The sequence below is a fragment of the Pseudoalteromonas sp. BSi20495 genome (assembly GCF_000241185.1).
GTDB classification, from domain to species: Bacteria; Pseudomonadota; Gammaproteobacteria; order Enterobacterales; family Alteromonadaceae; genus Pseudoalteromonas; species Pseudoalteromonas fuliginea.
Window position 1 is genome coordinate 18,981 of sequence record NZ_BADY01000001.1, and the last position, 14,369, is coordinate 33,349.

At 40.1% G+C, this 14,369-nt stretch carries 14 protein-coding genes; 5 read left to right on the forward strand and 9 right to left on the reverse strand.

What is annotated here, in order from left to right:
- Positions 1 to 28 precede the first annotated feature (28 nt).
- Positions 29 to 1,852, forward strand: coding sequence for a translational GTPase TypA (typA, locus tag P20495_RS19825; protein WP_008133342.1), 1,824 nt, complete (start codon positions 29 to 31; stop codon positions 1,850 to 1,852).
- 181 nt (positions 1,853 to 2,033) lie between these two features.
- Positions 2,034 to 2,699 (forward strand): hypothetical protein, encoded by a 666-nt coding sequence (locus P20495_RS19820; protein WP_008133344.1) that lies wholly within the window; start codon positions 2,034 to 2,036, stop codon positions 2,697 to 2,699.
- Between the two features lie 98 nt (positions 2,700 to 2,797).
- Here P20495_RS19820 and P20495_RS19815 read toward each other — a convergent pair whose 3' ends face one another.
- From P20495_RS19815 to P20495_RS19805, 3 genes are all read right to left on the reverse strand, one after another.
- On the reverse strand, positions 2,798 to 3,526 hold the full coding sequence (locus P20495_RS19815; RefSeq protein ID WP_008133346.1) for a CBM9 family sugar-binding protein: 729 nt from the start codon (positions 3,524 to 3,526) through the stop codon (positions 2,798 to 2,800).
- A gap of 66 nt (positions 3,527 to 3,592) precedes the next feature.
- Positions 3,593 to 4,684 carry an MBL fold metallo-hydrolase gene (locus P20495_RS19810; RefSeq protein ID WP_008133349.1) on the reverse strand — a complete coding sequence of 364 codons (1,092 nt, stop codon included), beginning with the start codon at positions 4,682 to 4,684 and terminating at the stop codon, positions 3,593 to 3,595.
- A 147-nt stretch (positions 4,685 to 4,831) separates the two neighbouring features.
- The gene (locus P20495_RS19805; RefSeq protein ID WP_007376214.1) at positions 4,832 to 5,488 is read right to left on the reverse strand and encodes a DUF2959 domain-containing protein; all 657 of its coding nucleotides are present in this window, start codon (positions 5,486 to 5,488) and stop codon (positions 4,832 to 4,834) included.
- Between the two features lie 87 nt (positions 5,489 to 5,575).
- Here P20495_RS19805 and P20495_RS19800 point away from each other — a divergent pair, with 87 nt between their 5' ends.
- Together P20495_RS19800 and dtd are read left to right on the forward strand one after the other, a co-directional pair.
- The gene (locus P20495_RS19800) at positions 5,576 to 6,481 is read left to right on the forward strand and encodes a virulence factor BrkB family protein (RefSeq protein ID WP_008133351.1); all 906 of its coding nucleotides are present in this window, start codon (positions 5,576 to 5,578) and stop codon (positions 6,479 to 6,481) included.
- Positions 6,482 to 6,919: a D-aminoacyl-tRNA deacylase gene (gene dtd, locus P20495_RS19795; RefSeq protein ID WP_008133352.1), complete on the forward strand. Its 438-nt coding sequence runs from the start codon at positions 6,482 to 6,484 to the stop codon at positions 6,917 to 6,919. It begins immediately after the preceding gene.
- Here dtd and P20495_RS19790 read toward each other — a convergent pair.
- Positions 6,908 to 7,621, reverse strand: coding sequence for a spermidine synthase (locus P20495_RS19790; protein ID WP_008133353.1), 714 nt, complete (start codon positions 7,619 to 7,621; stop codon positions 6,908 to 6,910). The genes dtd and P20495_RS19790 overlap by 12 nt on opposite strands.
- 242 nt (positions 7,622 to 7,863) lie before the next feature.
- Here P20495_RS19790 and P20495_RS19785 point away from each other — a divergent pair, with 242 nt between their 5' ends.
- Positions 7,864 to 8,757, forward strand: coding sequence for a bifunctional GNAT family N-acetyltransferase/hotdog fold thioesterase (locus P20495_RS19785; RefSeq protein ID WP_008133354.1), 894 nt, complete (start codon positions 7,864 to 7,866; stop codon positions 8,755 to 8,757).
- A 72-nt stretch (positions 8,758 to 8,829) separates the two neighbouring features.
- Here the strand turns inward: P20495_RS19785 and P20495_RS19780 are convergent, their stop codons facing one another.
- From P20495_RS19780 to dapA, 5 genes are all read right to left on the reverse strand, one after another.
- Positions 8,830 to 9,864: a phospholipase A gene (locus tag P20495_RS19780; protein WP_008133355.1), complete on the reverse strand. Its 1,035-nt coding sequence runs from the start codon at positions 9,862 to 9,864 to the stop codon at positions 8,830 to 8,832.
- 378 nt (positions 9,865 to 10,242) lie between these two features.
- Complete coding sequence (locus P20495_RS19775; protein WP_008133356.1) at positions 10,243 to 11,364, reverse strand: succinylglutamate desuccinylase/aspartoacylase family protein; 1,122 nt, start codon at positions 11,362 to 11,364, stop codon at positions 10,243 to 10,245.
- 5 nt (positions 11,365 to 11,369) lie between these two features.
- Positions 11,370 to 12,575, reverse strand: coding sequence for a PLP-dependent decarboxylase (locus P20495_RS19770; protein WP_008133357.1), 1,206 nt, complete (start codon positions 12,573 to 12,575; stop codon positions 11,370 to 11,372).
- Positions 12,575 to 13,315 carry a 2,3,4,5-tetrahydropyridine-2,6-dicarboxylate N-succinyltransferase gene (locus tag P20495_RS19765; protein WP_008133358.1) on the reverse strand — a complete coding sequence of 247 codons (741 nt, stop codon included), beginning with the start codon at positions 13,313 to 13,315 and terminating at the stop codon, positions 12,575 to 12,577. The genes P20495_RS19770 and P20495_RS19765 overlap by 1 nt, the downstream gene beginning before the upstream one ends.
- Positions 13,316 to 13,330: 15 nt before the next feature.
- Complete coding sequence (dapA, locus tag P20495_RS19760) at positions 13,331 to 14,215, reverse strand: 4-hydroxy-tetrahydrodipicolinate synthase (protein WP_008133360.1); 885 nt, start codon at positions 14,213 to 14,215, stop codon at positions 13,331 to 13,333.
- Between the last annotated feature and the right edge of the window lie 154 nt (positions 14,216 to 14,369).

Below are 14,369 nucleotides of genomic sequence, written 5' to 3' on the forward strand. Positions count from 1 at the left end.
TGAGAATTTAATTTCTCTGAGTAAATATATGAGCATCGAAAAGTTAAGAAATATAGCGATTATCGCGCACGTTGACCACGGTAAAACAACACTGGTTGACAAACTACTTGAGCAATCAGGTACATTAGAAACACGCGGCGGTAACGAAGAGCGCGTGATGGACTCAAACGACATTGAGAAAGAACGTGGTATTACCATTTTGGCTAAAAACACAGCCATTTCTTGGAACGACTACCATATCAATATCGTAGATACTCCGGGACACGCCGATTTCGGTGGTGAAGTTGAACGCGTACTTTCGATGGCTGACTCAGTATTATTACTTGTTGATGCTCAAGAAGGTCCAATGCCACAAACGCGTTTCGTTACGCAAAAGGCATTCGCGCAAGGCTTAAAGCCAATCGTAGTTATCAATAAAATTGATAAGCCAGGTTCACGTCCTGATTGGGTTATGGATCAAATCTTTGATTTATTCGACAACCTTGGCGCAACTGACGAACAGTTAGACTTTAAAGTAATCTACGCTTCAGCAATCAACGGCTGGGCAACACTAGATTTAGACGAGCCATCAGACAACATGGAACCTATGTTCAAGATGATCGTTGAAGAAGTATCACCACCGGATGCAGATCCTGAAGGTGACTTCCAAATGCAAATTTCTCAACTAGATTACAACTCTTATGTTGGTGTAGTTGGTATTGGTCGTATTAAACGTGGTTCTGTTGCTCCTAACCAACAAGTTACTATTATCAGTGCTGATGGCACTACACGTAATGGTAAAATTGGCGCAGTACAAAGCTACCTAGGTCTTGAACGTATCGAAACTGATAGAGCTTACGCTGGTAACATCGTAACTGTAACAGGTATTGGTGAGCTTAAGATTTCTGACACAGTTTGTTTCCCAGGAAACGTTGAAGCATTACCACCACTAAGTGTTGATGAGCCAACTGTAACAATGACATTCTCTGTAAATAACTCACCTTTCTGTGGTAAAGAAGGTAAGTTTGTAACGTCACGTAATATCCGTGAGCGTTTAGACAAAGAATTAGTACACAACGTAGCACTTCGCGTTGAAGATACTGCTAGCCCAGATAGCTTCCGTGTTTCTGGTCGTGGTGAATTACACCTAGGTATCTTAATCGAAAACATGCGTCGTGAAGGTTACGAGCTTTCAGTTTCTCGTCCAGAAGTTATCTTACGTACTGTAGATGGCGTTCTAGAAGAACCGTTTGAAACAGTGACTATTGACTGTCAAGACGAGCATCAAGGTTCTGTTATGGAACAAGTTGGCCTACGTAAAGGTGAACTTACTAACATGACTCCAGATGGCAAAGGCCGTATGCGTTTAGACTTCATGATCCCTAGCCGTGGTTTAATTGGTTTCCAAACTGATTTCATGACGCTTACTTCGGGTTCTGGTCTTATGTACCATACGTTCGATCATTACGGTCCTCACAAAGGTGGCGACATCGGTGTTCGTAAGAACGGCGTAATGATTGCAAACGCAACTGGTAAAGCACTTACTAACGCATTATTCAACTTACAAGAACGCGGCCGTTTATTCATCGGTCACGGTGTTGAAGTATACGAAGGTATGGTTATCGGTATTCATAACCGTGATAACGACCTTACAGTTAACGCCCTTAAAGGCAAGCAGTTAACTAACGTACGTGCATCTGGTACTGATGAAGCGCAAACGCTTTCTCCACACCTTAACTACTCACTTGAGCAAGCGCTTGAGTTCATCGATGATGACGAGCTAGTTGAAGTTACTCCACTAAACATTCGTATCCGTAAGCGTCATCTTACAGAAAACGAACGTAAACGTGCGGGTCGTGCACCTAAAGCATAACCTATTAATTTAGAATTATGATTTTAAAAGCCGCTGTATTGCAAAATACAGCGGCTTTTTTGTGTTTGTGACAAAGAGAAGCTTTAAAGTCAAGGCAACTATTTACGGCAAGGCTAGAGTCGCTTTTAGAAACAAAGTATTATTTCTAAGAATACACTGCTAAATTGCTATGGGAGTTATTATGGAATTTGATGAAATAATTTTAGGTGATAGAACTATTGCAGGTTTTAAATCTGATTTTGAGATTGACGTAATTCAGATTTTGAAACATTTAAATACTTGTGAGACCGCTTTCAAAAATTTCATACTTACAAATGAGAACCCTAAATTTAAGTGGGTTCAAGAATATCTATTCTTGTCTTTAGAGACTTCGGTTACTTCATTGAGATTATTAGCCGAAGGTCATATTAATGCCGCTGGTAATACTATGAGAATATCTTATGAATCTCTCTGTATGTCTATCTTGCTTTCATCCCCAGTAAGGTTAAAAGTTGGTCGTGGTAAACAACAAAAAGAAATAGATTTTTATTCTGGCTATTTAAATAAAGATGCCTTCACTAAAGCGCACTTATCAATTGATTTAGTAGTAAGAAATGCAAGCGTGTTAGGCGTTACATCGGGGAAAGGTTGGCTCAAACAAGCTAAAGATTTTTATAATGGTTATAGCCATGCTTCTGAAATGGTATTTTCTTCTTTAATACTTAAGTCCGGTAAATCGATTATAGGTGGTGGCTATAATGAAGAGAAACGAGAAATAATTTCAGCTCATTTAAAGCAAATTCATAAATTAGCCAAACAACTTCCAGAACTTATTAAGGAAATTTCTTTGCGTAACCAATTAAAATAATAAATAAAGTTATTCTTTGATAAGATGTTTTTTCGTTGGGTTTCGCTTCGCTCAACCCAACCTACTTAATTATTTTGTTGGTGGTAGTTGGTAGTTACTTACTTTTTAGGGAGTAGGGTGACTTTGCCAAATACGTCTGCATCTATAAATCCACGATTTCTGTCGCCATTTACTGGTTGTACTTCGTGTGAGCCCATAAAGTGCTCGCGCACGTCACTGCCATCGTTATCGCAATACGCTAGCATAAAGCCGATTACTTGCTTTTCGCTAAGTGTAAGTGGGGTGTTTTTAGCCCCTTCTTTATAATCATTTGGGTAGAGTTTTATTGCTACTTCCCACGTAATGTTAAAAGGTGCGGTGGTGTTGCGCTTCCAGTTACTAACTAGGTGGTCGGTATACAAATGGGCTTGTTTATCAGGTCCGTAATCGGCAGCTTGGTTATCAAGGCCAATATGATACGCCAAAGCGGTGTGATTAAATTGGTGGTTTCCACCGGATGCATCACTATCAATAAATACTTCAAGCGCATCGTCATCCCAATATTTATAGGTTGGATCTGCGTGTGTATCTATTAAAACATCATCCACAATATCGGCTTGTAGGTATAAATAGTTTTTATCCCACAATAAACGATAGCGCCCTTTAAAGTCGGCATCGCTTGATGGCAGTGTGCCATCCATTAAATAAGGCATGTCGTGCCAAGTTGCTTTATTCCACGCATCTTCTGATACGCCATCAATAGTAATTGGGGTTGATGTATGCTCAACATCAGTGGCCATTGCTGGCGTGCTTAATAAAAAGCTTAAGGCGAGTGCTAATTTTTTCATTAATTTCTCAATCTTATTATGTATTTTTATTGATGTAACACCATCTTAAAGTAGCTAAGTGATTAGTTACAGTGAAATACTTTCGCCTTCGTTTAAAATATACAGCGGTGTTTTAGCATCCATTTTTTTAACCATGTGCAATAAGCGAAGTAAGGCTGAATGACTGCTGTGGTCGCCCATTTTCCAGCTAGAGTTGCCGTATCCAAAAGGGATCATTACTTTACAGTTAAGCTCTTGCGCTGCGCTTAGTGCATCTTCTGGTGTGGTGTGGACGTAACGGTACCAGTTAGGATCGTCTTTACTGTAGTAAGAAGCGATTGGCATTAAGCAAATATCGATATCGCCGTATTTTTGCTGTATGTCTTTAAAATGTTTTGAGTAGCCAGTATCACCTGCAAAAAATAAAGTGCTACCGTTTTGTGCAAGTAACCAGCCATTCCATAGGTCTTTATCGTGATCTTCGTAAATAAAAGGCACTGAAATACGACTGCTAAAGTGATGTGCAGGTACGCCATGAATTGCCAAATCGTCAATACTCGTTTTTGCATACCAGGCCATTTCGCTAATGTTAAATCCACCTGTTGGGAAGTTATCAGCCATTCCCAGTGGCGTTAAGTAGCGTGGTTTGTTACCTATTTCTGCTATATCTGCTTTATTAAAATGATCATAATGAAGGTGAGAATATATAACGGCATCTAAATTAGTTAGTTCGCTGTTAGTTAGCCAGTCACCGGGCTTACGATAAAACCCTGAGGCAAGTTTAAAGGCTAAATCAACAGGGGAGTCGAACTGCTCTTTTACAGGATCAAACACCACTTGCTGCCCGTTTGGTGTGCTGATCATAAACCCTGCATGGCCAAGCCAGCGAACAGTGTATCCGGTATTTAATTTTGGAGTTACTTGCCCAGCAATATATTGGCAGTTTTCACTTCCTTCTTCACATTGCAAATGAGTGTTGCTTGGATAGCAGTCATTTTCACAACTAATAGGGTACGTTTTTTTGCCTGGGTATAGATTATGGTAGCGCCCTTTGCGCTCCCCATCTTTATGTAGTGGTACTACAGTATCAGGCCCTGCGATTCTTTCTATGTGATTAGCAGTTCCGCAAGCGGTTAGTAAGCTAGAGATAGCCAAAAGAGTTAAGGTACTTATTTTCATTGTAGTTTTTTATTTTAATTCTAATTTTATGAAAGTGTACCAAAAACGTTAGATTAATAAGTGGTTAAAAAGTAACAAAAAGTAAAAATAAAATAAAGCCTGCGAAATTGCAGGCTTATTTATTTTTGTTTGTTTGTAATATATTAGTTAGCCTGCGCTATTCATTTGTTCAATAAATTTGTTTGAATCGGCAATCGATTTGTTCATGTCGTTCATTAACACTTGTATGTCGCGTTTAAGGTTAGTGAACTCGCCTTTAATAGCCGATACCGCTTGTGCGTTTAAGTTATGCTTTAAATATAAAACATTATCGTGAAGCGACGTTAATACTGGCTCCATTTTACTCTCTGCGCTGCGCATTGAGCGTAATAGCTGTTCAAACTGGCGCTTAGTCGCGGTTAGCTTTTTGCTGCTTTCACGCTTAAGTGATGCGCTTTTGTATTGCTCTAGCTCATCGCTCCACTCATCAAAAAGTGCTTCTGCTACGTCTTCTACTTTATTGATGTTAGTTGATACTTCGTTTGCGGCTTTTAAGCTCGACTCGTAATCGTCGTTTAATTGATTGTAAGTGTCTTGTAGTTCGCCACCATTAAAATCTATTAGAGTAGTTAAGCGCTCTAGTGCCGATTTAAATTCTTCTTGAGACTCTTGCTGCGAGTCTTTGGTTTCTTCTACGCGATCGATAAGGATGTCGCGTTTGTGAATACCTACTTTTTCCATTGCAGAGTAATAAGCTGTTTGGCAACCTGACAAAGTAAGTGTTAGTACAAGCATTGAAACACTAAGTAATGTTTGTTTTTTCATCTGAATTCCTGTTTACGCGTGTTAGTGCTGTAAATTATGGCGCTGATTGTTATTATAATCAAAACCACATAAGCACAAGTCAATTGTATGAATGATAAGCTCTCCAATTACAAACAGCAAGTTAAGACCTTTATACGCCAGCAGCCAAGTTGGTGGATGCAGTATTTTAATCGCTGTATAGATGATCAAATAACGGTTAATGCCGGCTATTTAGCCTATGTTACGTTACTTTCTTTGATACCGCTTATTGCAGTGGGTGTTGCTATATTTTCGGCTTTTCCAGGTTTTGAATCCACTCGTATGGAGATTGAGAGCTTTTTGTTTACTAACTTTGTGCCTACTTCTACCGATGTTATTAGAGAGCATATTAGCTCTTTTGCCGGTAACGCAAACCAAATGACCGCAGTAGGTATTGGTTTTTTAGCTGCAATTGCATTGTTGCTAATACGTAATGTGGATGCCACGCTAAACCGCATTTGGCGAATAAAGAAAAAGCGCCCGATGATGATTTCCTTTGCAGTATATTGGATGGTTTTGAGCTTAGGGCCTATGTTACTTGGTGCCAGCATTGGTGTTACCTCTTATATTGTATCTTTGGTATCGTTTGCTGATCAGGGTATTCCTGGGTTTAGCGGGTTTTTGTTAAAGCTATTGCCGTATGGTATTTCGATGGTGGGCTTTATTATGCTCTACACCTTAGTGCCTAATACGCGCGTATCGTTTAAAGCGGCGATACCGGGAGCATTATTTGCGGCACTTTTGTTTGAGCTAACTAAAAAAGGGTTTGCACTTTATATTAGCCATTTTCCTTCGTACGAAGTGATTTACGGCGCAGTGGCGACGATTCCTATTTTGTTTGTTTGGGTGTATTTATCGTGGGTTGTTGTTTTGCTTGGCGCTGAATTTACAGCATGTATTAGCCCAGATGAAATACCAGAAACACCAGAAATTGAGTTTGAAGATGACAAGCCAACAGTAAAGGACACAGTTTAAATGCAAGGGTTAATACAGCGCGTAAAGCATGCCAAGGTAGAAATTAATAATCAAGTTGTAGGCGAAATTAGCCAAGGTATATTGTTGTTGCTGGGTGTTGAAAAACACGACGATACGCAAACGGCCGATAAGCTTTTACACAAAGTAAGTAACTATCGTATTTTTACTGACGAAAAGGACAAAATGAACTTAAGCCTCAAAGACATTAAAGGTCAGTTACTTGTGGTTTCGCAATTTACCTTAGCGGCTGATACTAAAAAGGGTATGCGCCCTAGTTTTTCATCTGCGGCAACGCCAAGCCAAGCTAACGAGCTTTACGAATACTTTGTAGCTCAAGCTAAAGAGTTGGGGCTTACAATAGCCACAGGTGAGTTTGGTGCCGATATGCAAGTAAGCTTGTGTAACGATGGGCCCGTTACGTTTAACTTATCTGTTTAAGTTTTTGGTTACCACGACAATATGATTCACGTAGCCCGTAATTTTTTGCGGGCTAACATTACAACCAAATACATCGAGTAATAGCTGCTGAAGTTGCTTTAATTGCGACTCATGCTGCGATAAAAAGTTAATAAATAGCACGCCGTTGTTATTTAAAGCCGAGTAGATTTTTTTATAAAATGCCTCTTCAAATAAAAATCGAGGTGCGTCTATTTGGCTAAATAAGTCTAGAATAATCCAATCAATATTTTGCACACTTTTTAAAATCTGTTGTGCATCGGCGCACAGCAGTTGCTCATTCTTATTTGACGAAAAAAACTGGGTATAGCAATCAATAATATCAGCGTTTTTTTCAACGGATGTTATGTGTGCTTTGGGGTATTTGTGTTGTAAATAATTACGAATTGCACCGCCGCCAAGGCCAAGTTCTAGCACCTTTTTTGGCGCGCTAAGAGCTTGCCAGTGCTTACCTAAGCACAATAAATGTGGAAAAAGTAATAAACTCGGGTCATTTAAATCAATAACAGATTGAAGTGTGTCGTTAATGAGTAACCAGCGCAACTGCTCATGACCACGTATCTGAATGTGATCGCCACTGCATTTATGCCAATAGATTAACTGACCAATGCTGTGGCTATTCTCAATAAATTGATCGTCCAGCAAGCCCGTCAGCGAATTTATATAACTGATTTTTTCTATCATATTCTCAGCATAAACTAGCACCGTTAAATGGCAATGCCTTGTGTTATTAATTTTTAGATATTTTATGGCCATCACCAAAGTCGTATTTGCAGTTTTTTAAAGATGGAGTATGGTATTTACAATAAAAATACCAAGCGATTTAATTATTTGAGCTTTCTAGCTTGTAGATAATCAATATGATTAGTATAGCGCCGTAGCCTTTTTGATTTTTATTTACGGCTTATATAACAACAGGAGTATGTATGTTTCAGGTAAGCACCCCACAAAGTAGCGAAGATTGGCAAGCGTATTACCAATTGCGCTGGCAGGTATTACGCGCACCTTGGGGCGAGCCGCGTGGCTCTGAGCAAGACGATATGGAGCAAGATTCTGAGCATCGCTTTATAAAAAATAAAGAAGGTGAAGTGCTAGGCGTAGCACGTTTGCACTTTAACAGTCATGAGCAAGCACAAGTGCGCTACATGGCCGTTGCAGAGGGGAACCGTAATCAGCATATTGGTAGTCGTTTGCTTCATGAGCTTGAAAAAATAGCATGGACACAAAATGCCGATGAATTGGTTTTGTTTGCACGCGAACGTGCGCTTGAGTTTTATAAACGCCACGGTTACGAATTAAAAGAAAAAGCGCACTTAGCGTATGGCGATGTACAACACTTTAAAATGGTAAAGCAAAAACCGTGTGAGCCAGGCTGGTTCCGTCATCCTAATTGGACGCAAGTGCTACAAAATACGTGGCGTGAGTCTATTCCAATTAGTGATGCGATGGGTATTAAGGTAGAAAGCTACACCGATTGGCAATTTACAACCAGCGCCGACCTAGACGCTAACTTAAACCTACATAACACCATGTTTGCAGGTTCTATTTATAGCTTGGCCACGCTAACAGGTTGGGGTGCTACGTACTTAGCACTCAAAGAAGCTGGGCTTGAAGGTAATATTGTATTAGCCGATGCTAACATTAAGTATTTAAAACCACTTAATACCGATCCACGTGGCTGTGTAGATTTGCAAGCCTGCAAAGGTAAGTTGAGCGATTTAGAAACCGAAGGTAAAGCAAGCTATGTTGTGCCTGTTACTATTTATGATGGTGATAATATAGTTGCGGAGTTTGAAGGGCAGTTTGTAGTAAAAAAATAACTGTTTAGTTGTTCAAAACACTAAAAAGCCAAGCAATGCTTGGCTTTTTAATGCGTAAAACTTAGGGAAGTATTACAGCAGATCGGTTAATAATATACCTACACCAATACGTTCTATATCGGCATTATAGTCAATTAAGCTTTCGCCATAACCATTGAAGTATTGTGCATAACCACGAACTCGGCCCCATAATGGAAATGACCAGTCAAGCTGAATAGCACCACGATTGTCTGAATTTAAGTTATTACGCGACATAAAGCTAAATTCATGATCGTTAAGACGGTATGCACCGCTAAATTCAAAATAGCCCATGTATTTGTATATGTCTGGATTATCGTCGCCTTTAGCTTCTAAAACGTTGTCTTTTTCGTCCTCGGCTATGCGATACCAAGGTTTAAAACTAAAAACAAACCCTTCATTTTCCCAAATGAAATCAGCGTAAATACGGTTCCATGAGCGTGAGTTGGGCTGGCTACGACCATTTGATTGATGTGAAATACCTAAAACAATTGCCATTTCATCGCCCCAAAGTACATTTTCTGGGTCGAGGTAGTTTATCCAAAAAACTTCAGGTTCGTAGTTCGTTTCACGAAATGGTGAGGAGATTTCTGAATTATATATTTGCCAATATGATTGCAGCGTAAAACCAAAAAATAATGCTTGGTCTTCATCTGAAAAATCATCGTACAAAGGTACTTTAATAGAAAGCTGGTACTTTGCCTCTAAGTTATCGAGTGGTTCGCCATCTTCTTCATCCGTTAATTCATCAAAGCCATCAAAAGGACGACTGTTAGGATGTGAGACGTACGAAAGAGGTAAAATATAATTACGTTTATGTGGCGTAATAACATTACGATTTTTTTTACCCACTTCTTCACGTGCTTGGCGTTTATCAAGCGCGGTAAGTTGTTTGTTTTCTTCAAGAGCTGAACATTTTTTACGAAGATCGTCTAGAGTTTGTTTACCGTCTCCACCAATAACTTCGTTTAAAATACACTGTTTTACAAGGTTTATTTCGTTGTCTTGCTCGTTTGTAGCAACCTCTTCTTGTGCTAAGGTAGCTGTACTTATTAAGGCAGAAAGTGTTATCCAGTGGCGCCAGCTCATTGTAGTTCCTTTGTGAGTTTAAGTTATTGTATGCGTTAATTTAATTATAACGTCTTTTTACATATGTAACGGTGAACTTTTACTGAATTTTTTCTTATACTTCGTATTATACGTATTTGAGATAAACACAGATCAAAAGAAAAGCGGCCTGGGCCGCTTTCTAATGCAAATTAACTACTTTAGTTAATTTATACCAATTTTATTAAAAACATGATCATTCTAGCGTATTAAATAACTCACTAACTACGTTAAAAATTATTTATATAGAACAACTCTGTATCATAATTTTAGCCTTGTTATTAAGCTATTTTCTTATCGCTATAATAGATCACTAATTTAATGCAATTGGTATTACTCTCACGCAATGAGAAGTGGGAGCTAAAGCTCGAATACGTTAGTAAAAAATTTATAAAGTTCTGTACCTTGGTTAACGCTTGCCGATGCAAAGTGCAGAATCGCGATTGCATCGCAATCAAGAGTGAGTGTTTGTAGTGGCTGCTCGTTTAAGTAGCGCTCCATGCGTAAAATATTAGCAATAGGCTCACCGGCTTTAATGTGCCCACCAAGAGGTGCTATGTATTCAACCATACCGCCAATAGGGGCGTAATAAGCAAAGTAGTCGTCTAAATTACAAGCATAACGAGTTATATCGGCTGGAGTATGCATTGCATTTTGTAATACGCCTTTGTGGTTTAAGTAACTCAAAATACTGTTTGCATCGTTTAGTGCTTCTTTTAAGTCTATTTTTTCTTGGCTGCCTAGCTCTACAGTAAATGCTTCTACAGGTATTGATAATTCACGATCTTGCTCGCTAAGTGCATCACTTAAATGCCACCACGGGCAAAAGTTAGCTTCATCCATAGCGCCGTCAAAATCACTAGGAATAAGCAATACATGTTCAATATTAAAGTAACGTGCGCTGTCGGTTGCATAGGTTGGGCAGTACAAATGTTTGCTTGAAATAGGACCTGTGTGTAAATCGAGTACTATATCAGCCTGATGAGCGAGCTTTTGTAAGTTAAGCGCAATGCGTTTACCTGTATTAAGTAAATAAGCAGGGCCGTTGAGTTTGCTGTCTACTTCGTCAATAAGCGCCTGTTTGAAGTTGCTTTTTAATGTAGCGTCGTCATACTGAGTATGATTTTGTACAAACTGTGCCACTAAATTTTTATTGTAGTGATACATACGATTCCAATTAGTACCCGTAATCGGATCGAACCTGCCAAGGGTAAACTCGCCAGATTTTTGATTACAACCAATCGGATTTGCATAAGGTACAAGGGTAATATCGCCATTAAGATTAAGGTGTTTTAATTGCTCAAGCAGCTGAAAAATAACTGCGTTACCTTGCACTTCAGCGCCATGCATATTGGCCTGAATGTAAACACTAGGCCCTGTACCATCGCCTTTTAAACGATACACAGGAATTGTAAGCGGTAAGCCGTTTGCAACTTCCCCTACTACAATGTTCTCTTGGCTGATGTGTGTTGTATTACTCATGCTTATTACCTTAAATAGTGGCTGGCATTTTCGGCTTGGCGAACGCAGGTAAGTGTACCGTTTTGCAATGTGTACTCAGCAGCTAGCTCATGGCATAAAAAATACGGCATACTTTCGGTAAAGCCGTAAGCACCGCATTGGCTAAATACTAGCCAGTCGTGCTCATTTAAATCGCTTGGCAGGTTATGTTCACCTAAGCAATCAAGCGCTGTACAAAGCGGGCCGTATAAAGTGACTGCTTGAGTTTTAGCACTGGATTCACGCAGTAACGCAGCAGGAAAGTCTTGGCTGGTAACAGCAGGGCGTAATAAGTGATTTATGCCGCCGCTTAAAATTACTTGCTGTTGATTATAGTTTTGTTTGCGCTCTATTACTGGGTTTGCGTAATGACCACATTCGCCCACGGCATAACGACCAAGTTCCATCCATAATTCATCTACACCCGCATCATTTTTAATTTTAGCGAGCGCAGCTATTAAGTCATCCCAATCAAGTGTTGTTTCATTTTGTGTGTAGGGAATACCTAAACCACCACCTAAATCGAGAATTTTAAGGCTGATATTTAAATCGCTGGCAAGTTGGCTAAGTGGTGCAATCATTTGTGACCACAATTCGCTTAGCTTTTGTGTGCTAAGCATGTTGCCCCACTGAAAAATATGTAAGCCGTCAAATTTAAGTGCAGGGTAGTCGGCTACATTAAGTGCTTGCCACTCATCACAACCCAAACCAAATGGTGTGAGGCTGTCGCCGCCCAGTGGGTTTTTTTCACCTTCAGGCCAACGTAATTGTACACGCAGTAATACTTGTAACTGTGTATTTTGCAATTGTGCTTGTTGGTTTAACCAACGTACTTGATTGAGGCTTTCTGCTACGAATATACGCACACCGCGCTCAATAAAGTGTTTAATTTGTTTAGGGCTTTTTGCTGGCCCTGTGTTGAGCACGCGCTGCGAGCTAATACCTTGTGCGAGTACTTGCTCAAGCTCACCTTTACTTGCTACGTCAAAATTAAAGCCAGCGCTGTCTAAGCTTTGAATTATTTTAGACAGTGGATTTGCTTTTACCGCGTACCACAGTTTTACATCGGTTTGCGCAACTAAACGCGCAAGATGCGTGTTTAGTTGATCTAGGTCGTAAACAAAAAAAGGTGTATCAAGTTGTTGTGTAATAGTATTTACAGCGGTTTTGATAGGCGTGCTCAAAAAGCTCATTATCGTAAAACCTCTTCAAGCAATAACGATGCATCGCTTTTCTCGTCGCGGTATTTAACTATTAACGCACACGACATGCTTAGGCCTTGTTCGCGTGCCCATTCGTTTGACGCAGGGCGAGAGCCCGGTATTACAATGGCATATTCTGGGATTGGCTCGCCTTTATCAAGTTGGCGCTCGTTTACGCAATCGTATACTGGAATAGTTGCTGATAAACGCACGCCAGGGGCAAGTACTGCGCCTTTTTTAATGACTACGCCTTCAACAATAATGCAGCCCGCACCAATAAAGGCGTCGTCTTCAACCACTACTGGGCTTGCACCAATTGGCTCAAGTACACCACCAAGCTGAACTGCAGCACTTAAATGTACGTTTTTACCTACTTGTGCACACGAGCCAACTAATGCGTGGCTATCTACCATTGTGCCTTCGTCGATATATGCACCAATGTTTACATACGCTGGTGGCATAATAATCGTGCCTTTAGCCACATAAGCACCACGGCGAACACTTGAGCCACCCGGCACCATTCGCACGCCATCTTCAGTACTAAACTCTTGCGGAGCTAAGTTATGTTTATCAACAAAACCACCTGCAAACTCAGTATTAGTGCCATTTTTAAAGGCTTCTAAAATACCTTTTTTTACTTCTATGTTAGCTTGCCATTGGCCGCTTTCGTTTTGTGATGCTGCGCGTACAGCGCCCGATTCTAAATTATTTAATAGTTCTAACCAGCTCATTATAAAAACCTGTATTTAATGCCAAGATAAAATGGTGTTGTTTGCAGTTGTGATGCAATCGGTTTGAGTTAACTCAAGGTGTGTTAAAGGTGGACGAAGTTGCGGGCTGCTTAAGCGACCTTGCAAATGCATCAGTACCTTTACGGGAATAGGGTTTGCGACAGCAAATAGGCTATTAATAGCGCTTGACCACTGGGCAAATAAATTAGGGTGTTGACCACTTAAACAGCGTTTAACAAACTCGTGAGTTTGTGCGGGCCATGCATTTGCAGCTACCGACACTAATCCTTTTGCACCTGCTTGTGCAAAGTAAGGCATCAGCGCATCGTCGCCACTAAAAATAGCTAAATTAGGGGCTGCTTGGCGGTAAGACTCAAACTGAGCAATACTGCCGCTCGCTTCTTTTAACGCCCATAAATTTTTATTGTTTTGTAAGTTTTGAATTGTTGCCGCTGGGATGCTAACAGCACTTCGTCCCGGTACGTTATAAAGCATACACGGGTGAGCGCTTGCATTAAGTAGGCTTTCAAACCAATGAGTTTGACCTATAGCGCCGGGCTTTGCATAAAGCGGTGAACCAAGTAAAAAGCTATGAATTGGCAATGTATTACAGTAGTTAACCCACTCAATTTGTTGCTTTAAGTTACTACCGCCCACAGCAACCATGAGTGGTACTGCTGGTTTTAGCTGGCAAACGTGTTCAACAATGGCTTGTTGCTCTTTTAGCGTGAGTGCTAAACCTTCGCCCGTACTGCCAAGTAGTAAAATACCGTTATGTGCCGCTTCTTGCTCGCTAACCAGTTTAGTTAACGTGTTGTAGTCAACATCGCCGTGTTGATCAAATGGCGTTACGAGCGCGGTCCACAATGAGTAGTCGTTTAAATTGAAGTTGTTGATCATCTCTCACGAACTTATAATTTGTACCAACTTTATTAAAAACGTGATCATTTTAGCGATAACTAATTTAATGCAATTGGTATTATTCGAAGAGTTAAAAAGCTTTATGGAAGGAGCCGCATTAACGTCGTTCGAACTAATAATTCGAAGAGCGAAT

Excerpts from the sequence above, each read along its gene's own strand:
- P20495_RS19820 (WP_008133344.1), top strand. The coding sequence starts at position 2,034 with ATGGAATTTGATGAAATAATTTTAGGTGATAGAACTATTGCAGGTTTT.
- P20495_RS19775 (WP_008133356.1), bottom strand. The coding sequence starts at position 11,364 with ATGAGTAATACAACACACATCAGCCAAGAGAACATTGTAGTAGGGGAA.
- P20495_RS19780 (WP_008133355.1), bottom strand. The coding sequence starts at position 9,864 with ATGAGCTGGCGCCACTGGATAACACTTTCTGCCTTAATAAGTACAGCT.
- P20495_RS19790 (WP_008133353.1), bottom strand. The coding sequence starts at position 7,621 with ATGATAGAAAAAATCAGTTATATAAATTCGCTGACGGGCTTGCTGGAC.
- P20495_RS19805 (WP_007376214.1), bottom strand. The coding sequence starts at position 5,488 with ATGAAAAAACAAACATTACTTAGTGTTTCAATGCTTGTACTAACACTT.
- dapA (WP_008133360.1), bottom strand. The coding sequence starts at position 14,215 with ATGATCAACAACTTCAATTTAAACGACTACTCATTGTGGACCGCGCTC.
- P20495_RS19770 (WP_008133357.1), bottom strand. The coding sequence starts at position 12,575 with ATGAGCTTTTTGAGCACGCCTATCAAAACCGCTGTAAATACTATTACA.
- P20495_RS19785 (WP_008133354.1), top strand. The coding sequence starts at position 7,864 with ATGTTTCAGGTAAGCACCCCACAAAGTAGCGAAGATTGGCAAGCGTAT.
- P20495_RS19800 (WP_008133351.1), top strand. The coding sequence starts at position 5,576 with ATGAATGATAAGCTCTCCAATTACAAACAGCAAGTTAAGACCTTTATA.
- P20495_RS19765 (WP_008133358.1), bottom strand. The coding sequence starts at position 13,315 with ATGAGCTGGTTAGAACTATTAAATAATTTAGAATCGGGCGCTGTACGC.
- typA (WP_008133342.1), top strand. The coding sequence starts at position 29 with ATGAGCATCGAAAAGTTAAGAAATATAGCGATTATCGCGCACGTTGAC.
- dtd (WP_008133352.1), top strand. The coding sequence starts at position 6,482 with ATGCAAGGGTTAATACAGCGCGTAAAGCATGCCAAGGTAGAAATTAAT.
- P20495_RS19815 (WP_008133346.1), bottom strand. The coding sequence starts at position 3,526 with ATGAAAAAATTAGCACTCGCCTTAAGCTTTTTATTAAGCACGCCAGCA.
- P20495_RS19810 (WP_008133349.1), bottom strand. The coding sequence starts at position 4,684 with ATGAAAATAAGTACCTTAACTCTTTTGGCTATCTCTAGCTTACTAACC.